We start from the raw sequence: 21,869 nt of genomic DNA on the forward strand, positions 1-21,869 counted from the left end.
ATATGGCACGAATAGGGCATTTCCCGATTGAGGTCGATAGCGAATCTATCGACATTCGTAACGCCCGTTTTCGAGAGCCGCGGCACGGCGGACGACCTGCGGCTACTCTGGCTATAGAAACGAAAGGAGGATTCCCGATGGCAATACGCATCGTAAGACTCGGCGAGCCACGCGAGGCCGATGAAGGTCTGCGTCTTGGCACCGTGCGCCGGCCACCGCGCGGCGTGCCGAAGGACGAGTTTGCGAGCCGCGACTACTACGACGTGTGGTTGCCGCAGCTTTCGCCCGAACCCGACCTCGTAAAGCAGGCCCAGGCGGCCCAGGCCAATGGCGACGCGAAGACGTGGGCCGCCTTCGTGAAGCACTTTCGCGCCGAAATGAACAAGGGCGACTCGTCGCGGCTGCTCGACATGCTCGCAGCGCTCTCGCATCAAACCAACTTCTCGCTTGGCTGCTATTGCGAAGACGAATCGCGCTGTCACCGCTCCGTGCTGCGCGCGATGCTGGAGGAACGCGGCGCGAGCATGGCCGGCCACAAGAACAAAGGCAGCTAAAAACAACGGTGCCGCGCGAAGCGGACCGCATAACAACCAACAACATCAGGGAGCACACGCCGTGAAGGAAACGCTTGTCATAGACGGCATCGATGTGATCGTCGAAAGCGAAGGGAACGGGGAAAGCGCGGAAGCGTCGAGCCGCGAGACCATCGTGATGATTCACGGCTGGCCGGACACGTATCGCCTGTGGGACCGTCAGGTCGAGCACTTCAAGACACGCTACCGCTGCGTGCGCTTCACGCTGCCGGGCTTCGATGTCGCGAAGCCGCGCAGGGCGTTCTCGCTCGATGAAATCGTCGAGACCATCCGCCACATCGTGGAGCGCACCTGTGGCGATGGCAAGGCCATCATGATGCTGCACGACTGGGGCTGCGTGTTCGGCTATCAGTTCTGTATGCGCCACCCCGAGCGCGTGGCAAAGATCATCGGCATCGATGTGGGCGACGCGGCCTCGCGGCAGTATCTGAACTCGCTCACGGTGAAGAGCAAGGCCATGATCGTGGGCTACCAGGTGTGGCTTGCGATTGCGTGGCGAGTCGGTGGCGGAATCGGCGATCGCATGACGACGTACATGGCGCGGCTGCTACGCGTGCCATCCGACGCGAACTTCATCGGCTCGCACATGGACTACCCGTACTTCATCCAGTGGACCGGCGCCCACGGCTCGTTTCGCAACATGATGAAGCTCGCGCCCGCGTGCCCCATGATGTTCGTTTACGGCACGCGCAAACCGTTCATGTTTCACTCGCCGCAATGGGCCGAGGCGCTGGCTGCACAGCCCGGCAGCAAGGTGTGCGCGATTCGCGCGGGGCACTGGGTCATGGTGGACAACGCGCAAGCGTTCAACCAGACCGTGAGCGAGTGGCTGGCTGCAGGCTGAACGGGCCGCGCGATATCATCACGTTGCCCCCATTCCACCACCCTTCCCTGTCAGGCAGACGTCATGGCGCGCGACCGAGGTCTCGAGACACTCTTGAGCGAAGAGCTGGGCGCGCTGCCCGGGCTCACTGAAAAGGCCATGTTCGGCGGCTGGGTGTGGATGCTGTACGGCAACCTGCTGTGCGGGGCTCGACTGGACGGCATGCTGGTACGCCTCGGCAAAGGCAACGAGGGCTGGGCGCTGAAAACGCCGGGCATTGCGCCCATGATCTCGCAAGGCCGCGTCATGCCGGGCTGGGTCTGGGCCGCGCCGGAGGCCTATGGCAAAGACGCGTTGCGCCGCAAACTGATCGACGGGGCGCTCGAATTCGTGCGGTCGCTGCCGCCTAAATGAGCGCGCCTTCGATCAGGTTGCAGCGCACCGTCCCAATTGAATGAAGCCGATGCGGCGCAGCGACGCCGCCCCATCGGCCCGCACTGTTTCGTATCGAGGAGACGTCATGTTCGAACACATTCCCGCCTATCCCGGCGATCCGATCCTGAGCCTGAACGAAGATTTTCAGCACGACCCGCGGCAGAACAAGGTCAATCTGAGCATCGGCATCTATTTCGACGATGCGGGCAAGCTGCCCGTCATGGCGGCCACCGGCAAGGCCGAAGCCGCGCTGCTCGGCAACATCACGCCGCGCCCCTATCTGCCGATGGCGGGCCACGTCCAATATCGCGACCTCGCCCAGGCGCTTGTCTTCGGCGCAGAGCACGAGGCACGCAAGAGCGGCCGTATCGCGACGCTTCAAACGCTGGGCGGCTCCGGCGCCCTGAAAATCGGCGCGGACTTTCTGAAGCGCTATTTCCCCGGCGCGCAGGTGTGGATCAGCGACCCGAGTTGGGAGAACCATCGCGCCGTATTCGAGGGCGCGGGGTTCACCGTCAACACCTATCCCTACTACGACGACTACACGGGCGGCCTGCGCTTTCGCGACATGCTGGAAGCGGTGAAGACACTGCCCGCGCAGAGCATCGTGCTGCTCCACGCGTGCTGCCATAACCCGACAGGTGTGGATCTAACCGACGATCAATGGGCCGAACTCGTGCCCGTGCTGCGCGGGCGCAAGCTGATCCCGTTCGTCGACATGGCGTATCAAGGCTTCGGCGCGGGTCTGGACGAAGACGCCGCGTGCATCCGCATGCTGGCGTCGGCGGGCTTGCCGCTCGTGGTCGCCAATTCGTTTTCGAAGAATTTCTCGCTCTACGGCGAGCGTTGCGGCGGCTTGAGCGTGGTCTGCGAATCCGCGGATATCGCGCGCAACGTTCAAGGTCAGCTCACGGCCACCGTGCGGGCGAATTACAGCAATCCGCCCACGCATGGCGCGCGCATCGTGGCCGCCGTGCTGGGTACGCCCGAATGGCGCGAGTCGTGGGAACGCGAACTGGCGTCCATGCGCGAGCGCATCATCGCCATGCGTCACGCCATTCACGAAGGCCTGAAGGGTCACGCCGACGACCGCATGCGGCAACGCTACCTCGCACAGCGCGGCATGTTCACCTACACGGGACTCACTGAACCCCAGGTGCTGCGCCTGCGCGAAGAACACGGCGTTTATGTGCTGCGCTCCGGCCGCATGTGCGTGGCCGGCCTGAACGCAAGCAACGTCGAATACGTTGCGCGGGCCATCGGAACGGTGCTTTCGACCAGCGCTTAATCTGTTCAGTATCTGGGCGCGCGCCCTTTTTAGCGGGCTTTCCCCTATCCCGCCGGGCGCGCTTCTCAATACGTACCGTTGCAGTGCGGCATGGCGCGGCCCTATAAGGGGAACCCCGAACCCGACCTCAAGCTGGCGCCAGACGGCAATTTGCCGTCGCTTTTATGCATTTTCGTATCATATTGCCAAGTCTCCGCCCGGGTCCTATCGTTGTCGGCGCATCATTACGGCCTCGCTTAAATCCTACAAAAAAACGCGACAGAGCCGATAACCAGACGAACACACCTACAGGAGACACCCATGAGCAGCATCTCTGAGCCGGAAGGCCGGGCCGGCTCGCCCGCGTTTTTTTCGAAAGAAGCCACTGTTGCCCGCCCCGGCTTTTCACGCTGGATGGTGCCCCCCGCCGCGCTTGCCGTGCACCTGTGCATCGGCCAGGCCTATGCTTTTTCAGTGTTCAACGCACCGCTCACGAAGGTGATCGGCATTACGCAATCGGCGCCGGGTGACTGGTCGCTGACCACACTCGGCTGGATCTTCTCGCTCGCCATCGTGTTTCTGGGCCTTTCCGCTGCCTTCGCCGGCAAGTGGCTCGAACACGTGGGCCCGCGCCGCACCATGTTCACCGCAGCATGCTGCTTCGGCGGCGGCTTCATCGTCTCGGCTATCGGTGTGTGGCTGCATCAGATCGTGCTGCTCTACCTCGGCTATGGCGTGATTGGCGGCATCGGCCTCGGGCTCGGTTACGTGTCGCCGGTTTCGACGCTGATCCGCTGGTTCCCGGACCGCCGCGGCATGGCCACCGGCATGGCGATCATGGGCTTCGGCGGCGGCGCGATGATCGCTGCACCGCTCTCCGTCGCGCTGATGAACCACTTCAAGAGCGACACGAGCGTGGGCGTGGCTGAAACGTTCATCGTGCTCGGCATCGCGTATTTCATTTCGATGTCGATCGGCGCGCTTGCCATCCGCGTGCCGCCCACCGGCTGGAAGCCCGAAGGCTGGACGCCACCGGACACCTCGCACCGCATGATCACGCGCAATCACGTGCACATCGATCAGGCGCTGAAGACGCCGCAGTTCTATCTGATCTGGCTCGTGCTGTTCCTCAACGTGACGGCGGGCATCGGCATTCTGGGCCAGGCTTCCGTCATGATTCAGGAGAGCTTCAAGAACACCGTCTCCGCTGCGGCCGCTGCGGGCTTCGTGGGTCTGCTGTCGCTCTTCAACATGGGCGGACGTTTCGTGTGGGCCTCGGCCTCCGACTGGGTGGGCCGCAAGAACACCTATTTCATCTTCTTCGTACTGGGCGCGGTGCTCTACTACTTCGTGCCCGGCTTCGCGGCTTCCGGCAACATCGCGCTCTTCGTGCTGGCCTACTGCGTGATTCTCTCGATGTACGGCGGCGGCTTCTCCACGGTTCCCGCGTACCTCGCCGACATGTTCGGCACCGCGTTCGTGGGCGGTATTCACGGCCGGCTGCTGACGGCGTGGGCGGCCGCGGGTGTGGCCGGCCCCGTGCTCGTCAACTACATCCGCGCCTATGAAGTGGCGCACGGTGTTGCGAAGGCCGACGCCTACACGATGACGGTTCACATCATGGCCGTGCTGCTCGTGGTGGGCTTCATCTGCAACCTGCTGGTCAAGCGTGTGGACGATCGGCATCACATGACCGACGCGCAACTCGCCGCGGACCGTTAATCGATCGACGCGCGACGCGAACACACAAACGCGCACACGAACACACGCACGCCGCACAGACGCACGCGGCACAGACCGCAAACAAGGAGACTTTCATGAGCAATACGGCCGCGCCGCATCCCACCAACAAGGCCCTGATGGCGCTTTTCTGGGCCTATGTGCTGATTCCGCTGGCGTGGGGCGTCGTGAACACGCTCTTGCAGGCAATGAAGCTGTTCAGCTGATCTTCCGCTGCTTCTCCGCTGCAAGCGGCAAGCACCGGGCGGCAAAACGACAGAAGGCCGGGCTGATGCCCGGCCTTCTGTTTTAGCGGCACGTTGGCAGCACGCTTCGCTGCCGGCACCTGGGCTTCAACTGCGCTTCGGAATGTCCAGCGCCCGCTGCACCGCGGGCCGCGCGACGAATACATCCAGCACACGTCGCACGTTCGGGAAGTCCTGAAAACCAACAAGGTCGCCTGCCTCGTAGAAGCCCACCAGGTTACGCACCCAGGGGAACGTTGCCATGTCGGCAATCGTGTAGGCGTCGCCCATGATCCACTCGCGTCCCGCAAGGCGTTGCTCGAGCACGCCGAGCAGCCGGCGCGATTCGGCGACGTAGCGCTCGCGCGGACGCTTGTCTTCGTACGCCTTGCCCGCGAATTTGTGGAAGAAGCCCACCTGCCCGAACATCGGGCCGATGCCGCCCATCTGGAACATCACCCACTGAATGGTCTCGTAGCGGCCTTCAGCGTCCTGCGGAATGAACTGGCCCGTCTTGTCGGCGAGATAGATGAGGATTGCGCCCGACTCGAAGAGACCGAACGGGCGGCCCGCCGGTCCATTGGGATCGACGATGGCGGGAATCTTGTTGTTGGGATTGAGCGAGAGAAATTCCGGCGACATCTGGTCGTTGTTCTCGAAGCTCACGAGTTGCGGCTCGTATGGCAAGCCGGTTTCTTCGAGCATCACCGACACCTTGACGCCGTTCGGCGTGGGCAGCGAATACAGCTGAATGCGATCGGGGTGTTGTGCGGGCCATCTGGCCGTAATGGGAAACGCGGACAGTTCGTTCATGCGAAGGTCCTTCATGGTGAATGGAGGAAACAGGAAGCCGTGAGCAAGACCGGCCTCGAGCGATGACGAATGCAATCGATGCCCGCCGAATTCTATCTGCTTCGCGGTTTTGTCACAGGAAAGCCATTTGCCTGCGCGACGGTCGCTCGTCGCGTGATGACGTGTTCAAATATCCGACGAAATTCGCCGCGAGGAGCGGCGTTTGTTCCGTCCCGATTGGCACGCCTTCAACGTGGACCCAAACGATGCAAGCCCTTCCTCTTAGTTCTGCTCTTACTCCGTTACGCCTCGTACCCGGCGACGACGTTCGTGTCGCGCTTCAGCACGCATTGCGCGACGCCGGTCTGCAGGCCGCGTTCGTCGTTCAGGGCATGGGCAGTCTCAGCGTGGCGCAGTTGCGATACGCGGGCGCGCAAGACGCCACGGCACTGCATGGCGATCTCGAAATTCTCACGATCGCGGGCTCGCTGTCGCCAGATGGCCCGCATCTGCATATGTCCGTTGCCAACGCTCGCGGCGAGGTCTTCGGTGGACACGTGGCGCCTGGCTGCATCGTTCGCACCACCGCGGAGATACTGGTCGCACTGCTGCCCGAGCATTATTTTTCGCGCGAAATCGATCCGCGCACGGGCTTCGCCGAACTCGTCGTTCGTCATGCCCGGCACGATGAATGAGCGGCACATGAGCGCGGTTTCATCGGACCATTGTGCGTCATTCATCGAAGCCGTTCGTGTTCGTATTAGAAATGGCTCGCTGCGAAGCGCGCTATGCAGAAGGCACATTTCGTCGTCCGGAATAGCGGTCGAGCCCACACTGTAGGTGAGAACGGCGATTGACCTTCTGCGATAAACCTCACATATTGTTCGAGCGGCCATCCCCGTCGGCACCGTGGGTGCCGATGCCAATCGCGATGCCAATGGCGATGCCAGCAGGCGATTTAGCGGCAGGCGTTACCGCACGCGTCTGCCGCGATGCAGAGCATGCCTCACGTCGTTCTCCAACGCCGTCAGGACCACCGCATGTTCACTCAGACAGCCCGACATCAGCGTTCCCCCACACCATCATGCAGGCGCTGCGGCACGGCGCTCCGCGAGCACGTCGCGTTCTGCCCGTATTGCGGCGTCGATCACCCGCTTGCCGGGCCCGGCGAAACAACACCCGCCGCCCAGGCAAGCGTGGCGGCCGCCGCGATGCAACCGGCACAACACGCAGCGTTCGCCCCCGCCGCACCGGCGACCACGCCCTACGCCGACGCCCTCGCCTCGCCAGAGAGCCCGGGCGCCACGCCCCGCGGCAAATCGCGTTGGGGCTTCATGCGCGCTGCGATGATCGTCACCGCGCTGACGCTCGTCTACGTGAGCGTGCTGCTGCTCAGCGGCAATCATCCAGACAGACCGTCGGATACGGCCGATGTCGCACGTACTGCAACGGGCTCCATCACGCCGTCCACGCAGAGCGCGCCGTCCGGTGCCCCGGCGACGAACACCGCGAACGCGCCAACAGCCACTGCGGACTCAGCCAGGCAGGCTCCGCGTTTTGCGAATCTCGTCGAGAGTCTGCGCGCGGCGCGCGCGAGCCTCGCCGCGAACAATCTCACCGATGCGCGCATTGCACTCGACGCTGCCGCCGCGATGGAACCGAAACGCGAAGACGTGCGGCAATTCCAGCGTGACCTCGCCACGATCGAAGTGCGTCGCGACGCGGCGCTGCGCAGCGCGCGCCAGTGCGAGCAGAAACGTATGTGGCCCTGCGTGCGGGAATACGCGAACACTGCGCTCAGCATCGACTCCGGCAGCAACGACGCCAAGGCGCTGTTGCAACGCACGATTGTCGCGTCGGCGTGGCCAGCGCTTGCGCAACAGCAGGCGTCGCACGCTGCCGCAGGAGCAAGCGCACCGGCACTGGCGGCGCATGCGGCACGTGCAGAACCCAAGGGAACAGCGACGACCGACACGACAACGAACACAGCCAGCCCGCCCGACACCGCCGACATAGACGCCCAGCAACGCGCCATCGTGGAATCGGGCTGGAAGCATCCGCCGAACAACGCGACGAATCCGCCCGGCAGCACCGCGCCTGCGCAGTAATCGCACGTGCCGCCCCGCGACGATTCGCACCACCAGCACCTCGCACCCCGCAAGAAACGACGACCGTTTCAACACGCTTTGCGCTCCGCGCTTCCACGCTTTGGCGCGCGCGTGCTCCACGCTGAACGATGAGGGGACAACCATGCTGAAGACACTTCTCGGGCGATGGCTCACACTGACGCTTGCGGCTTTGTTCGCGGCTTCTTCTTTGGCCGCAACGCCGCCGGCGCGCTACAAGATCGTGACCGGCCCTGAGCGCGGCACATACATCCAGATCGGTCAGGATCTGTCGAAATGGGTGGCGCAACCCGCAGGCATCGATCTGGAGGTGATGCCCTCGAAGGGGTCGGCGGAAAACGTGCAGCGCATGCGCTACGAGCCCGGCGTGAAGCTCGCGCTCGTGCAGTCGGACGTCTATCAGGCGTATCTCGACATGGCGAACGCGGGCAACGCGGATGCGGGCAGCGCGATTCGTCCGCTGCGGCTCATCATGCCGCTCTACGACGAGGAGATTCATTTCCTCGTGCGCGCGGACTCGCCGTTGCGAACCATCAACGAGATCAAGGACAAGACCATCAGCGTGGGACTGATAGGCAGCGGCACGGCGCAGTCGGCCACGACGTTGTACCGGCTGATGTTCGGGCAACCCATTCCCGAACAGAACGTGCAGCACTTCAGCAACGAAGACGCGCTCGCCGCGCTGATCGTGAAGAAGATCGACGTGGCCGTGGTGGTGGCCGGGCAACCCGCCAAGCTCTTCACCGACATGAACCCCGATTTGCTGCAGCAGTTGCGCATTCTGCGCGTGGACCCTTCCGCGCCCGAAACGGCACGGGCACAGCAAGCCTATTTTCCCGCGACGATCCGCACGTCGAGCTACCCGAACTGGCTCAAGGAAGACGTGCCCACGTTCACCGTGAAAGCGTTTCTCGTGACTTATGACTACGGCCTGCGCGACACCGTCTTCCATCTCGACCGCTTCGCCGATTCGCTTTGCGAGAACTTCGACAATCTTCAGGAGCACGGGCATCCGAAATGGAAGCAGGTCAAGCTGGAGTTGCCGAATCTCGGCAAGGGCTGGCAATACTATCCGCCCGTAGAAAGGCACCTGCGCGCGTGCATCGCCCGACGTGCGGAAGGCGGCAGCGGAGCGCCGCAACAAGCGGCCACGCGCAAAGCGCCGCCCAGAACGAACTGCACGAATCAGGAACGTCTGCTTCTGCTGTGCAAGTGAGAGGCTAGATCAAACGTTTGTATGAATGGGGCTGGGGCGTTGTGCTTACCTCGTGGCCCTGTGCCTTGACATGCAACCTTATGGTTGCATATTATCCCCATCGACGGCAGCGGCTGCGTCGGCATGGCGCCCGACGTCTCACGGTGCCGCGCACGCACCTCATTCCCTGCACAAAGGAGCCCGATCATGGCCGGCAGCACCTTCGTCTACGTCACCTACATTCGCACCTCGCCCGAAGCGCTTTGGGAAGCGCTCACGAGCCCCGCGTTCATGAAGCAGTACTGGTTCGGCATGCATATCGAGGCCGAGTGGAAAGCCGGTGCTTCATGGAAGATGCTGTTCCCGGATGGGCGCGTAGCCGACACCGGCGAGATCGTCGCGTTCGACCCGCCGAAGCGGCTCGCCCTGCGCTGGCGTAACGAATTCAGGCCGGAGCTGAAAGAGGAAGGGTATTCGGTCTGCGTGATGGAGATCGAGCCTCAGCTCAACGCGGCCAGGCTCACGGTCACGCATGGGATGGAACGCGACCTGCCGGATTCCGGCTTCATCAAGGCCGTGTCGGGCGGCTGGCCGCGCATTCTGTCGAACCTCAAGTCGCTGCTCGAAACGGGCGAGGTGGTCGCAGCGGTGCACCCCGAGGTGCATTAATTGGGCGGCGCGACGGCCGCAAAGCGTGTCTTCGCGCCGACGGCCCGCCCAAGCCGGCTCAAACCCGCCTAAGACCGCCCCCGATCCGGCTTGCCATCGTGCGGGCCCATCTCGCGGGCGGGCCAGTCGGTCCATCGGTCCGCGCGCGTCGCCTCGTACGCCTCGTTCATCGGGTAGCGAATGCGGTTCTCGTCCTTCGGCGGCTCGCCAATCACCATCAGGCGCACTTCGGTGTCTGTGTTGTTGATGAACGTGTGGCAAATGCCCGTACCCGCGGGAAACGCCACGGAATCGCCCGGCTCGAGGCGATGCAAGTGGCCGTCTATCCACACGTCCGGCGTGCCTTCCAGCACGAACACAAACTCTTCTTCGGCGCTTTCGGCGTGCGGATACGACGTGCGCCGTCCGGGCAACAAGCGGTTGTGATGAATGCCGATGCGCGTCAGCCCCAACTTGCGGGCAAGCGGCGCGTTGATTGCCATGCGTTCGGTATCGCCGGCGTAGTGCTGGTTATCTTCGCCTTCCAGTTCCGTCCAATGCCGGATGAAGCCGGGTCGTTCCATGTGGGACTCCTCGTCGACGTTGCTTTCGCCCTTCCAGTTTGCTCTCGCGTCGTGACTGCGCGGCCGCCATTTGGGAACGTGCACAGCACGCTTCAAACACCATGGCCATTCGCGAGGTTAACAATCATACGAAATAGCGTGCCGTCCGCAATGCGCCCGCCTCATTTAACAAACTAGCTGGCACCACTAACAGCGACGGCCGCGGTTACCGCCGAGTGCTTGCCACATCTAAAGATCGCGCGGCGTAAGCCGTTAAAAGAGGGGCAGCACTTCGGATATTGCGCAGCGCCCGCTACATTGTTACCCGTCCAAAAGAGACGGATTTGATGCTATAAACGCGGGACGGCGCCGCAACGCGGCAACCTCTCTCGGGCGAAAAGCTTTATCTGAAGATTGCCGCCCAGCACCACTGCTACACCTTCAAACGCTATGCCGCAGCCCATACGGCTTCGTCTGCTTTGGCCATTGAGCACGCCCCTGGGCATACCCCGGGAGGCAGTTTTGAGTTTGTGCATGTGATTGCAAAGGACGGACAAATGCGCCTCGGCCTCGGCCCTTCCCGATTGCCCCGCCCGCGAAACCGCCCGAGCCGCATCCGCCGGGGCAGCACTTCGCTCAAGGCGGCGCGCGCAGGCGGGAGTCTCTCTGGCAGCCGTGCGCGTTTTGTGTCGAACGCCTTCGCCGCTCCGTTCTTCTTCGCGTTCTGCGCGGCCCTGCTTCATTCCCTGGTGCGCGGCACCTCGGTGCTTCGTGCGCTGTTGCTTGCGGTTGCGTTTGCCGGTTGCCTGCTCGCGACCCTGCCCGCGCTCGCCTACGACAACGTGTTGCGTGTGCTCGCATGGCCGGGCTACGCCGACAGCGACGTCGTGAAAACCTTTGAGTCGCGCTACAACGCGCACGTTGAAGTGACGTTCGTCGACTCGGACGAAGCATTGTGGAGCAAGCTGCATACGGGCGCGGCTCCGCAGTTCGACGTGCTTGCGGCGAACACAGCCGAGATTCATCGCTACACGCAGGAGAACCTGCTCGCGCCACTCGATCTCGCGAGTCTGCCGAATACGCAGCGTCAATTGCCGCGTTTTCGCGCGCTCTCGTCCATCAATGGGCTCACGCAGAACGGCAAGGCGTACGGTATTCCGTTCACCTATTCGTCGATGGGACTCATCTACGATCGCAAGCAGGTGCCGGTAGCTCCGCGCTCGATGAACGAGCTGTGGAATCCGCGCTACCGCGGCAAGGTGCTCGACTTCAACAGCGCTCAGCACAACTTCTCGTTCACTGCGCTCGCGCTCGGCTACACCCAGCCGTTCCAGCTAAGCCCCGAGCAGATGCACACCATTGCGCTGAAGCTCGTGGCGCTGCGCCGCAATCTGCTGACCTACTACACGCTGCCCGAGGAAGCTACGGCGTTCTTCATGCAGCACAAGGTCGCGCTCATGTTCGGCAATTACGGCACGCAGCAACTCGAGCAGTTGCGCAAAGCCGGTGCCGATGTTGGTTACGTGATTCCCGACGAAGGTGCGCTCGCGTGGCTCGATTGCTGGGCGATGACGGCCGCAGCGAAGAACCGCACGCTTGCGCTCGAATGGATCAACTACATGCTCGAACCGGACGTGAGCGTGCTGCTGCCTCAACGTCAGGGGCTTGCCAATACGTTGACCGAACCATCGGGCTACACGAGCGAACACGCGCATCTCGTCTGGATTCAGCCGGTGGAAAACACCGAAGAGCGCGAGTCGCTGTGGAACCGCGTCGTATCGGGCGACCGTCCGGAGCGCTTCCAATGATCCGTTCGGGCCTGACCTTCAAGCTCTCGATTCTGCTCGCGCTGATCGGTGTGCTCGCCTCCGGATCGACCGGCTATTACGCGTACCGCGCCAATCGCACCATGCTGGTCGGCGAAGCGAGCCGCAATCTGCTCACCTCGACAGAGCTGCTCGGCCAGCGCTTCTCGCAGACCATCGACGACATGGCCGCCGACACGCTCGTGCTCGCCGCCATGCCGTCGTCCTCGCTCGTTGCGGGTACGACAGACGACAACGCCATCGGGCCAGACCGCACGCGGCTCTCGCAAGTGTTCGCGAGCTTCATGAAGCACCATCCCGAGTACCTGCAGGCGCGGCTCATTTCACGCGACCGTTATGGCCTGGAACGCATCCGCTTCGACCGTGAACGCGGGGGCGCCACCCAGGTCAAGGACGAGAACCTTCAGGAGAAAGGACAGTTCGCCTATGTGTTCGACACGTTGGCGCTGCCGCCGGGCCGCGTGTACGTGGGGCCCATCACCATCAACCATGAACGCGGCGCGCACTATGCCGAAGGCCGTCCCACGCTTCGTCTGGCTACGCCCGTCACGACGCCGAACGGGCGTGTAGTGGGCGTCGTGGTAGTGGACGTGGACCTCGCTGCCATGTTCGAGCGGTTGCGCGCCGACCTGCCCGCGGCTTACGACGTGTATCTCGCCAACGAGTGGGGCGACTTCCTCGTGCATCCCGATGCATCGAAGACATTCGGCTTCGACAAAGGCCGCCGCGTCCTCATGCAGGACAGCTTCCCGGCCACGCTGCCGCTCTTCGAACGAACGACAGACACGTTGCTTCTCAACGGCCTCGCTCATCCCAAGCAGGCGCCGGGCGAAGTGCTCGCCTTCGTGCGGCGGCCCTTCGGGCAAACCGCCGGCAATCGCTTCATCGTGCTCGGTCTTGGCAAGCCGCTCGCGGGTGTACTGACGGGGGCCAATCTGCTGGGCGACCAGATCGTGCGCATGGTGCTGTTTTCGAGCGCGGTCGCCCTGTTGCTTGCCATCCTGTTCGCCCGCGCGCTCACGAAACCGCTGCAGATACTGACCCACGCTGCCACGCACTTCCTTTCCGAGCACACCATGGACCCGCTGCCGCTCAGGCGCACGGACGAAATCGGCGTGCTTGCGCGCTGCTTCGACCGCATGCGGCGGGAGATCCGCTCACAGGTGAACGCGCTGCACGACAAGCAGCACGAACTCGTGCATCTTGCCAATCACGACATGCTCACGGGTTTGCCAAACCGCATGCTGTTCATGCACAGGCTTGAGACGGCAATACGCCACGCCGCCACGCATCACGACCGGCTCGCTGTGCTGTTCGTGGACCTGGACCGCTTCAAGCAGATCAACGACCAGTTCGGACATTCCGTGGGCGACAGCGTGCTCACGGCCGTTGCGCGCCGGCTGCAGCAAGTACTGACGGGCGGGCACACGGTGGCACGTCTGGGCGGCGACGAGTTCATCGTACTTGTGGAAGGCGCGCAGGCAACTGATCAGGCATCCGAACTAGCTGACTGCATCGTGCGCGCGCTCGACGACGACCTGCCCGTGGACGGCAAACGCATGACCGTAGGCGCGAGCATCGGCATTGCGGAGTATCCGCAGGATGGTTCCTCCGCCCGCGAACTGCTGCTCAACGCGGACGCGGCGATGTATGCGGCGAAGTCCGAGGGACGCAGTTTCTCGCTGCGCTATTGCCAGCTGCCGGAAGTGCAACGCCTGAAGGTGGCCGGGGCGAAGCCGGCGCAACGGAACGACACGGCGCCCATGCCGGCCTCGGACGACGCTGAGCCGGTGGAGTAAAGCACGGCGGCGCGCCCAATAGTTAACGCCGCCGCGCCCCGCCATCACATCAGCGTGCAGCCACCTTGCGCTGCCGCCACAAACAAAGCAGATCGCACGCAATGTGCGCGGCGGCAAGCGCCGTGATCTCGCTCTGATCGTAGGCCGGCGCCACTTCCACTACGTCCGCGCCCACCAGGTTCACGTTGCCGAGTCCCCGCACGATGGCGAGCGCCTGTGCAGACGAGAGTCCGCCTGCCACCGGCGTGCCCGTACCCGGCGCGAACGCGGGGTCGAGGCAGTCGATATCGAAGGTCAGATAGGCAGGGCGGTCGCCCACGATCGAAGCAATGCGCTCGATCGCAGCGCGCGGCCCGTGCTCATGCACCCACGCGGCGTCGAGCAAGTTGATGCCGAGGAAGTCGTCGTTCCACGTGCGAATGCCGACCTGCACCGACGTCTTCGGATCGATCAGCCCTTCCTTCACGGCCTTGTAGAACATCGTGCCGTGGTTGAGGCTGTCGGGGCTGTCGTCGGCCCAGGTATCGCAATGCGCATCGAAGTGAATGAGCGAGAGCGGCCGGCCGTACTTCTGCGCATGCGCGACGAGCAGCGGGTACGTCACGTAGTGATCGCCGCCGAACGTGAGCATCTTCGCGCCCGACTTCAGGATGGTGCGCGCATGCTCGACGATGGCCGGCTTGATCGAAAGCGGATTGTGCGCATCGAACCAGCAGTCGCCGTAGTCGATCACGGCGAGTTCGTCGAACGGATTGAAGCCCCACGGGTATGGGTGCAGTTCCGCGAGTTGCACGCTCGCCGCGCGCACCGCCGCAGGCCCGAGGCGCGCGCCGGAGCGAAACGTCGTGGCAAGATCGAGCGGTATGCCGGAGACAACGACATCTGCACCGTCGAGCGTTCGCGTATACGTGCGTCGCATGAACGAGAGCACGCCCGCGTAAGTGTTTTCGATAGAAGAACCGTAGAGAGAGGGGCGGCGGATCGCACCGTCGCCATAGAGGATTTCAGTCATGGAATGACCTGATTGGAGGACCGGCGCGTGCCCGCCTCACGGGCAACGTGCCGGCAGCCGGATTCATTGGGAACGCGGCGGTGCGTTGCGTACGCGCCGCCGCGCTGGCTTGCGAATCCTTTAGCGCAGCCGCACGAGCGTGGACTTCAGCTCGGTGTACTTCTCCAGTGCGTGCAACGACTTGTCGCGGCCGTTGCCCGATTGCTTGTAGCCGCCGAAGGGGAAGTTCATGTCGCCGCCTTCGTCGTAGCAGTTGACCCACACGGTGCCCGCGCGCAGACGGCGGGCCACTTCGTGCGCCGTGGTGAGATTGCCGGTCCAGACAGCGGCGGCAAGGCCATAGTCGCTGTCGTTGGCAATGCCGACCGCTTCGTCGATGGAATCGAACGTGATGACCGAGAGCACCGGCCCGAAGATCTCTTCACGCGCGATCTTCGCGTTGGGCGTCGTGTCGAACACGGTCGGCTCCACATAGAAGCCACCCGACGACTCGTTCACGCGAGCGCCACCCGTCAACAGCTTCGCCTCCTTGCGGCCTGCCTCGATATAGCCCAGTACGCGATCAAGCTGCACCTGGTCCACGATGGCCCCCATCGAGACCTTCGGATCAAGAGGATTGCCAGGCACATAGCTGCGCGCCGCGGCGATCAACTTTTCGATGAACGCATCTTTGATGTCGCGATGCACGAGCAGCCGCGAACCGGCCGTACACATCTCGCCCATGTTGTAGAAGATCGCGCCGGCCGCAGCGTTGGCGGCACGGTCCATGTCCGGGCAATCGGGCAGCACGATGTTCGGCGACTTGCCGCCCAGCTCCAGCCACACGCGCTTGAGATTCGATTGCCCCGCGTACTGCATGATGAGCTTGCCCACGTTCGTGGAGCCGGTAAACGCAAGGCAATCCACGTCGTTGTGAAGCGCGAGCAGCTTGCCCGGTTCGCCGCCGCCCGGCACCACGTTGAAGACGCCCGCCGGAAAACCCGCTTCTCTCGCGAGTTGCGCGACCTTGATCGCCGTGAGCGGCGACTTTTCCGAAGGCTTCAGCACGACGCTATTGCCCGCTGCAAGTGCAGGCCCGAACTTCCATGCCGCCATCAGAATAGGGAAGTTCCACGGCACCACAGCGGCCACCACACCAAGCGGCTCGCGCGTCACGAGCCCCACGAGATGATGGTCCGCGGGCGCGACCTCGCCGCCTACTTTGTCGATGGCTTCCGCGAACCATTCGACGCAATAGGCTGCGCCCGGTACATCGACAGTCGTCGTGTCGCCAATCGGCTTGCCCGCGTCCAGCGTTTCGAGTAGCGCGAGTTCGTCGAGGTGCTCGCGCATCAACGCGGCCCAGCGCAGCAGAATGGCCTTGCGCTTGCGCGGGTTCAGCCCGGCCCACACCTGCGCGTCGAACGCACGGCGCGCTGCGGCCACTGCGGCATCGACATCGGCCGCGCCGCAATCGGCAACCTTCGCGAGCACACGCGCGTCGATGGGGCTCACGCAATCGAACGTCTTGCCCGACTGCGCGTGGCGGTATTCGCCGTCGATGAATGCGCGCCCTTCGATTGCGAGCGTCGCGGCCTTGTCCTGCCAGTAAGCCAGAGTCGTCTTGTCCATCAGGATGCCTCAATGTTGGGCGGCTCGCGTCAGCGCACGCAGCACGACGCTACGTGCGAGTACGAACCGCGTTGGCGCAACGTCAGAAGGTTGGCGGCGAATTCGCCGACACCACCTCGCAGACGTGTTCCGCGCTGGGATTGCGAAAACGGTGCGGCAAGCGGCTTTCGAAGTAGTAGCTGTCGCCGGGGTCGAGCAGCCACGTGGAACCGTCCACCGTCAGTTCGAGTTGTCCCGCCACGACGACGCCGCCTTCGTGGCCCGCATGCGTGAGCATCTCGGGGCCCGTATCCGAAAGCGGCTGATAGACCTCGCGCAAGATGCCCATGTTGCGGTCTTTCACGCTGGCGCCCGCAAGATAGAACTCGATGGAAGCGCTGCCAAGATTGGGCATCTCGCCGCGACGCGACACCACCGTGCGGTCTTCCACCACTTCGAACGTGAAGAACTCGGCGAGGCTCATCGGAATGCATTCGAGCAGCTTCTTGAGCGAACCTACGGAAGGACTCACGCGACTCTGTTCGATGAGCGAGATGGTGCCGTTCGTCACGCCCGCGCGCTTTGCCAGTTCGCGCTGCGAAAGCCCATGTTTCTTGCGCACGTAACGCAAACGGGTAGCAACTTCAGTGGACGTGGATGCGGCTTCGGACACGATGAGAGAACGTCGGAACACGACGGGTGGATTGGAAAAGTGTTGAATATTCTAATCACTTTCCCCCGTTTTCCGCCTGGGAAAACCCTGCAAGGTGTTCGAAATAATGGACACCTCGAGCACCATTCCTTTTGCGAATGATTTATTCCGACCTCGGGGAAACCCCTGAGTCGGGTTTTCGAAAAAAAGATTTGACGGCGTTTTTGGCTCGTATATGCTGATCTACAAGGTCGGCATCACGGTGTCGTCACAATGCGCGGTTCAATCAATATGCTGCATCTGCGACGGCTCCCGGCAGCCGGCCAATGTCCCGATTCCTTAAACGCTACGTGCGTTTCATTGATCGGGGCGTTCAATACTTTCAACGTCGTCAGTCGAGTGTAATCGTGAGAGTCCGTGGCCCTCTGGTAAGGTGGGATCGAAGTCATGCGAGGTGTCTTCGCAGTGACTCGTCCATCTCCGACGGCAGTAGCGGCAGGCTTGCCTCTCGCCTGTTCCTGTCCGTCTTCACCATCCTGTCCCGTCGTTCGGTGCGGCGTCACAACGCTACGTCTGCGCGCGCGTTCATCGCCGTGCGCACCGACGAAGTCGCTTCGCTGCTGCCGTAGCGCCTCTCCTCCTTTCGCGGTTCGCTTCACCCGTCTATTGCGGCGCCTCGCTCGTGCGATGGTCCACGCCACGGTATGCGGTCGTCCGTTGCGCGCGCGCTTTAACTGCATTGCGCCGCACATTGGACCGAAGCGGACAGCCTACATGATCGAAACGCGCAGCGCGGTTCGCTAGCGTCGAACCGCCTGTAGTGCCCGTCAAGAAGCGGCTTACGCAATTTGCGTAGCCGAGGGGTCATGTCGCGCCTTTATTTTGTTAATCGCTATTGGCGAAACAAAAAAGGCAATAAAAAGGCAACGTGAAGTCATGCAAAAAAAGCCATTGGTCGGCGTAACAGCCGATAGAACCATGATGGGTTCGCACCCGTCGCACGTCACCGGCGAGAAATACATCGCAGCGGTGGTGGACGGCGCCGGCGCGCTCGCCATGCTGTTGCCCGCGCTCGGTGTGCGGCAGAGAGCGGCAGACATTCTGGATACGGTGGACGGCCTGCTGTTCACGGGCAGCTATTCAAATGTCGAGCCGCACCGTTACGGCGGCCACCCCAGCGCGCCGGGCACGCTGCACGACCCGGCGCGCGACGCCACCACGCTGCCGCTCATGCGTGCGGCCATCGAAGCGGGCGTGCCGGTGCTCGCTATCTGCCGCGGCTTCCAGGAAATGAATGTCGTGTTCGGCGGCACGCTGCATCAGGAAGTGCATGCCGTGAATGGCCTCGACGATCACCGCGAGGACAAGAACGAGGAACTCCACGTGCAGTACGGACCCGCGCACGCCATTCGCCTCACGGCAGGCGGCGTGTTGCAGCGCCTCGCTTCAGGCGTCAGCGAAGCTCGTGTGAATTCGCTGCACGGGCAAGGCATCGAGAAGCTGGGCACAGGCCTCACGGTGGAAGCGGTCGCGCCGGACGGCCTGATCGAAGCGGTGAGCGTAGAAGGCGCACGTGCCTTTGCGCTCGGCGTGCAATGGCATCCCGAATGGAAGCACGCCGAAGACGCGCTTTCCACCGCGATCTTCCGTGCGTTCGGCGCCGCATGCCGCGAACGGATGCTTGCCCGAATACAGATCGGGGCCGACCTTCACGCGCCCATCGCCGTGAAAGTCTGAGCCGGCCCTCACAAAGACTGAGAGAACAATCATGCATGAAATAGACGAATTTCTGAAAAAGCATCACATCACCGAAATCGAAGCAATCATTCCCGACATGGCCGGCATTGCGCGCGGCAAGATCATTCCGCGCAGCAAGTTCGAATCAGGCGAGTCAATGCGCCTGCCGCAGGCCGTGATGATTCAGACCGTCACCGGCGAGTATCCGGAAGACGGCACCCTCACTGGCGTGACGGACCCCGATATGGTCTGCGTGCCCGACCCGTCCACCATCCGCATCATTCCCTGGGCCGTCGACCCCACCGCACAGGTCATTCACGACTGCGTCCATTTCGACGGCACGCCCGTTGAAATCTCCCCGCGCCGTGTACTGCGCCGCGTGCTCGATCTCTACAAGGCAAAGGGCTGGAAGCCTGTCATTGCACCGGAACTCGAGTTCTATCTGGTGGAAATGAACAAGGACCCGGACATGCCGCTCGCGCCGCCTATCGGCCGCACGGGGCGTCCCGAAACGGGCCGCCAGGCGTATTCGATCGAAGCGGTCAACGAGTTCGATCCGCTTTTTGAGGACATCTACGAGTACTGCGACGTGCAGGACCTGGAGGTGGACACGCTCATCCACGAGGTGGGCGCCGCGCAAATGGAAATCAACTTCCTGCACGGCGACCCGCTCAACCTGGCCGACCGCGTGTTCCTCTTCAAGCGCACGGTGCGTGAAGCCGCGCTGCGCCATCACATGTATGCCACCTTCATGTCGAAGCCCATGGAGAACGAGCCCGGTTCCGCCATGCACGTGCATCAGAGTCTGGTGAGCGAAGAGACGGGCCAGAACCTCTTCACGGGCAGCGACGGTAAAGCCACCGACATGTTCTACGGCTACATCGCCGGCCTGCAGAAGTACACGCCGGCACTCATGCCCATCTTTGCGCCGTACATCAATTCGTATCGCCGGCTCTCGCGTTTCATGGCGGCCCCCATCAACGTGCAATGGGGCTTCGACAACCGCACGGTGGGTTTCCGCATTCCGTACTCGTCGCCCGCTGCACGGCGTATCGAGAACCGTATTCCGGGCGTGGACTGCAATCCGTATCTCGCCATCGCGGCCACACTCGCGGCGGGCTACCTCGGCATGACGCAGCACCTCAAGCCCACCGACCCGCTCACGAGCGACGGCTACGAGCTGCCGTACCAGTTGCCGCGCAACCTGGAAGAAGGTCTCACGCTGATGGCCGCGTGCGAGCCGCTCAACTCGATGCTGGGCGAGAAGTTCGTCAAGGCCTATCTAGCGCTGAAGGAAACCGAATACGAAGCGTTCTTCCGCGTGATCAGTTCGTGGGAACGCAAACATCTGCTGCTGCACGTTTAAAACAACGCGCAGACACATTGGAGGCAACATGAGTTACCGGACAGAAGAAGCAGCATGGGTACAAGTGGCACCGGCCGCGCCCGTGGCGGGCGCGCAGGTCGCGCAGCAACGCACCACCGCGGAATATCGTGCACTCGACGCGGCGCACCACATCCATCCGTTTTCGGACATGGGTTCGCTCAATCGCGCGGGTAGCCGCGTGATCGTGAAGGCGCAGGGCGTCTATCTGTGGGACTCCGAAGGCAACAAGATCATCGACGGCATGGCGGGGCTGTGGTGCGTGAACGTCGGGTACGGTCGCAAAGAACTGGCGGAAGCGGCCTACCGGCAGATGCAGGAGCTGCCCTACTACAACACGTTCTTCAAGACCACGCACCCGCCCGTCATCGAACTTTCCGCGCTGCTGGCCGAAATCACGCCCGCACCGTTCACGCACTTCTTCTATTGCAACAGCGGATCGGAAGGCAACGACACGGTGCTGCGCACGGTACACCAGTACTGGATTACGCAAGGCAAGCCGTCGAAGAAGTACGTCATCTCGCGCAAGAACGCCTATCACGGTTCGACCATTGCGGGCGCCACGCTGGGCGGCATGGGCTACATGCACGAACAGATGCCTTCGAAAGTCGAGCACATCGTTCACATCGACCAGCCCTACTACTTCGGCGAAGCCGAGGCCGGCATGACGCCCGAGGCGTTCGGCCTTGCACGCGCACAGCAGCTCGAAGCGAAGATTCTCGAACTGGGTGCGGAAAACGTGGCCGCATTCATCGGTGAGCCTTTCCAGGGGGCGGGCGGCGTGATCTTCCCGCCCTCCACGTATTGGCCGGAGATCCAGCGCATCTGCCGCAAGTACGACATCCTGCTCGTGGCCGACGAAGTGATCGGCGGGTTCGGGCGCACCGGCGAATGGTTCGCACACCAGCATTTCGGTTTCGAGCCGGACCTCATCACCATGGCCAAGGGCCTCACGAGCGGCTACATCCCGATGGGCGCGGTGGGTCTGCACGAGCGCATTGCGAAGGCGATCATCGAGCACGGCGAGTTCAACCACGGCCTCACGTATTCGGGCCATCCGGTTGCCGCTGCCGTGGCGCTCGCGAATCTGAAACTGCTGCGCGACGGCAAGATCGTGGAGCGCGTGAAGAACGACACCGGTCCGTACTTCCAGCAACTGCTGCGCGAGACCTTCGCGGGTCATCCGTTGATCGGCGAGATTGCGGGTGCGGGCCTCGTTGCGGGGCTGCAGCTCGCGCAAGACCCGAAAACGCGCAAGCGCTTCGAAAACGGCGGCGACGTAGGCACGATTTGCCGCGACTTCTGCTTCAACGGCAACCTCATCATGCGGGCCACCGGCGACCGGATGCTGCTTTCGCCGCCGCTCGTCATCACGAGGCAGGAAATCGACGAACTCGTGTCGAAGGCGAAAAAAGCCGTCGACGCAACGGCGCAACAACTGGGTCTTTCGTAACTGCCACACC

The 21,869-nt window shown here is 62.9% G+C and carries 21 protein-coding genes; 16 read left to right on the plus strand and 5 right to left on the minus strand.

Annotated elements, in window-relative coordinates:
* Window positions 1–137: 137 nt before the first annotated feature.
* From P2869_RS30330 to P2869_RS30355, 6 genes are all read left to right on the plus strand, one after another.
* A complete protein-coding gene (locus P2869_RS30330) occupies window positions 138–554 on the plus strand; it encodes a DUF488 family protein (protein WP_042300758.1) in 417 nt (138 codons plus the stop codon).
* A 61-nt stretch (window positions 555–615) separates the two neighbouring features.
* Window positions 616–1,437 (plus strand): alpha/beta hydrolase, encoded by an 822-nt coding sequence (locus P2869_RS30335; RefSeq protein WP_277598928.1) that lies wholly within the window; start codon window positions 616–618, stop codon window positions 1,435–1,437.
* Window positions 1,438–1,500: 63 nt separating this feature from the next.
* Window positions 1,501–1,830: a hypothetical protein gene (locus P2869_RS30340; RefSeq protein ID WP_017774032.1), complete on the plus strand. Its 330-nt coding sequence runs from the start codon at window positions 1,501–1,503 to the stop codon at window positions 1,828–1,830.
* Between the two features lie 106 nt (window positions 1,831–1,936).
* Window positions 1,937–3,139 carry an amino acid aminotransferase gene (locus P2869_RS30345; protein ID WP_277598929.1) on the plus strand — a complete coding sequence of 401 codons (1,203 nt, stop codon included), beginning with the start codon at window positions 1,937–1,939 and terminating at the stop codon, window positions 3,137–3,139.
* Between the two features lie 300 nt (window positions 3,140–3,439).
* Window positions 3,440–4,840, plus strand: a complete 1,401-nt coding sequence (locus tag P2869_RS30350) for an OFA family MFS transporter (protein ID WP_017774034.1) — start codon at window positions 3,440–3,442, stop codon at window positions 4,838–4,840.
* Between the two features lie 95 nt (window positions 4,841–4,935).
* The gene (locus P2869_RS30355) at window positions 4,936–5,064 is read left to right on the plus strand and encodes a hypothetical protein (RefSeq protein ID WP_017774035.1); all 129 of its coding nucleotides are present in this window, start codon (window positions 4,936–4,938) and stop codon (window positions 5,062–5,064) included.
* Between the two features lie 126 nt (window positions 5,065–5,190).
* Here P2869_RS30355 and P2869_RS30360 read toward each other — a convergent pair whose 3' ends face one another.
* Window positions 5,191–5,895: a glutathione S-transferase N-terminal domain-containing protein gene (locus P2869_RS30360; protein ID WP_126875450.1), complete on the minus strand. Its 705-nt coding sequence runs from the start codon at window positions 5,893–5,895 to the stop codon at window positions 5,191–5,193.
* 245 nt (window positions 5,896–6,140) lie between these two features.
* Here P2869_RS30360 and P2869_RS30365 point away from each other — a divergent pair, with 245 nt between their 5' ends.
* The 4 genes from P2869_RS30365 (at window position 6,141) to P2869_RS30380 (ending at window position 9,864) form a co-directional block, all read left to right on the plus strand.
* Window positions 6,141–6,569: a PPC domain-containing DNA-binding protein gene (locus P2869_RS30365; protein WP_277599878.1), complete on the plus strand. Its 429-nt coding sequence runs from the start codon at window positions 6,141–6,143 to the stop codon at window positions 6,567–6,569.
* Window positions 6,570–6,914: 345 nt separating this feature from the next.
* Window positions 6,915–7,982 carry a zinc ribbon domain-containing protein gene (locus P2869_RS30370; RefSeq protein ID WP_277598930.1) on the plus strand — a complete coding sequence of 356 codons (1,068 nt, stop codon included), beginning with the start codon at window positions 6,915–6,917 and terminating at the stop codon, window positions 7,980–7,982.
* 142 nt (window positions 7,983–8,124) lie between these two features.
* On the plus strand, window positions 8,125–9,216 hold the full coding sequence (locus tag P2869_RS30375) for a TAXI family TRAP transporter solute-binding subunit (RefSeq protein WP_277598931.1): 1,092 nt from the start codon (window positions 8,125–8,127) through the stop codon (window positions 9,214–9,216).
* Window positions 9,217–9,402: 186 nt separating this feature from the next.
* The gene (locus P2869_RS30380; protein WP_277598932.1) at window positions 9,403–9,864 is read left to right on the plus strand and encodes an SRPBCC family protein; all 462 of its coding nucleotides are present in this window, start codon (window positions 9,403–9,405) and stop codon (window positions 9,862–9,864) included.
* A 68-nt stretch (window positions 9,865–9,932) separates the two neighbouring features.
* Here P2869_RS30380 and P2869_RS30385 read toward each other — a convergent pair whose 3' ends face one another.
* Window positions 9,933–10,427, minus strand: a complete 495-nt coding sequence (locus P2869_RS30385; protein ID WP_199540574.1) for a cupin domain-containing protein — start codon at window positions 10,425–10,427, stop codon at window positions 9,933–9,935.
* A gap of 758 nt (window positions 10,428–11,185) precedes the next feature.
* On the opposite strand from P2869_RS30385, the gene P2869_RS30390 reads away from it, so the two are divergent.
* Together P2869_RS30390 and P2869_RS30395 are read left to right on the plus strand one after the other, a co-directional pair.
* A complete protein-coding gene (locus P2869_RS30390; protein ID WP_033350758.1) occupies window positions 11,186–12,214 on the plus strand; it encodes an extracellular solute-binding protein in 1,029 nt (342 codons plus the stop codon).
* Window positions 12,211–14,031 carry a sensor domain-containing diguanylate cyclase gene (locus tag P2869_RS30395; protein WP_277598933.1) on the plus strand — a complete coding sequence of 607 codons (1,821 nt, stop codon included), beginning with the start codon at window positions 12,211–12,213 and terminating at the stop codon, window positions 14,029–14,031. Before P2869_RS30390 ends, P2869_RS30395 begins: the two co-directional genes overlap by 4 nt.
* A gap of 49 nt (window positions 14,032–14,080) precedes the next feature.
* Here the strand turns inward: P2869_RS30395 and speB are convergent, their stop codons facing one another.
* The 3 genes from speB to P2869_RS30410 all read right to left on the minus strand — a co-directional run bounded on the left by speB (window position 14,081) and on the right by P2869_RS30410 (window position 17,306).
* Window positions 14,081–15,043, minus strand: coding sequence for an agmatinase (gene speB / locus P2869_RS30400; RefSeq protein ID WP_277598934.1), 963 nt, complete (start codon window positions 15,041–15,043; stop codon window positions 14,081–14,083).
* Between the two features lie 120 nt (window positions 15,044–15,163).
* Window positions 15,164–16,654, minus strand: coding sequence for an aldehyde dehydrogenase (locus P2869_RS30405; RefSeq protein WP_277598935.1), 1,491 nt, complete (start codon window positions 16,652–16,654; stop codon window positions 15,164–15,166).
* 82 nt (window positions 16,655–16,736) lie between these two features.
* Window positions 16,737–17,306: a cupin domain-containing protein gene (locus P2869_RS30410; protein WP_026121288.1), complete on the minus strand. Its 570-nt coding sequence runs from the start codon at window positions 17,304–17,306 to the stop codon at window positions 16,737–16,739.
* Between the two features lie 386 nt (window positions 17,307–17,692).
* On the opposite strand from P2869_RS30410, the gene P2869_RS30415 reads away from it, so the two are divergent.
* The 4 genes from P2869_RS30415 (at window position 17,693) to P2869_RS30430 (ending at window position 21,859) form a co-directional block, all read left to right on the plus strand.
* Window positions 17,693–17,914, plus strand: a complete 222-nt coding sequence (locus P2869_RS30415; protein ID WP_232833271.1) for a hypothetical protein — start codon at window positions 17,693–17,695, stop codon at window positions 17,912–17,914.
* A gap of 307 nt (window positions 17,915–18,221) precedes the next feature.
* A complete protein-coding gene (locus P2869_RS30420; protein ID WP_277598936.1) occupies window positions 18,222–19,022 on the plus strand; it encodes a gamma-glutamyl-gamma-aminobutyrate hydrolase family protein in 801 nt (266 codons plus the stop codon).
* A gap of 31 nt (window positions 19,023–19,053) precedes the next feature.
* Window positions 19,054–20,388, plus strand: coding sequence for a glutamine synthetase family protein (locus P2869_RS30425; RefSeq protein WP_017774048.1), 1,335 nt, complete (start codon window positions 19,054–19,056; stop codon window positions 20,386–20,388).
* Between the two features lie 28 nt (window positions 20,389–20,416).
* The gene (locus tag P2869_RS30430) at window positions 20,417–21,859 is read left to right on the plus strand and encodes an aspartate aminotransferase family protein (protein ID WP_277598937.1); all 1,443 of its coding nucleotides are present in this window, start codon (window positions 20,417–20,419) and stop codon (window positions 21,857–21,859) included.
* Window positions 21,860–21,869 lie beyond the last annotated feature (10 nt).

This window comes from Paraburkholderia sp. SUR17 (genome assembly GCF_029536165.1).
In the GTDB taxonomy this organism is placed as follows: domain Bacteria; phylum Pseudomonadota; class Gammaproteobacteria; order Burkholderiales; family Burkholderiaceae; genus Paraburkholderia; species Paraburkholderia kururiensis.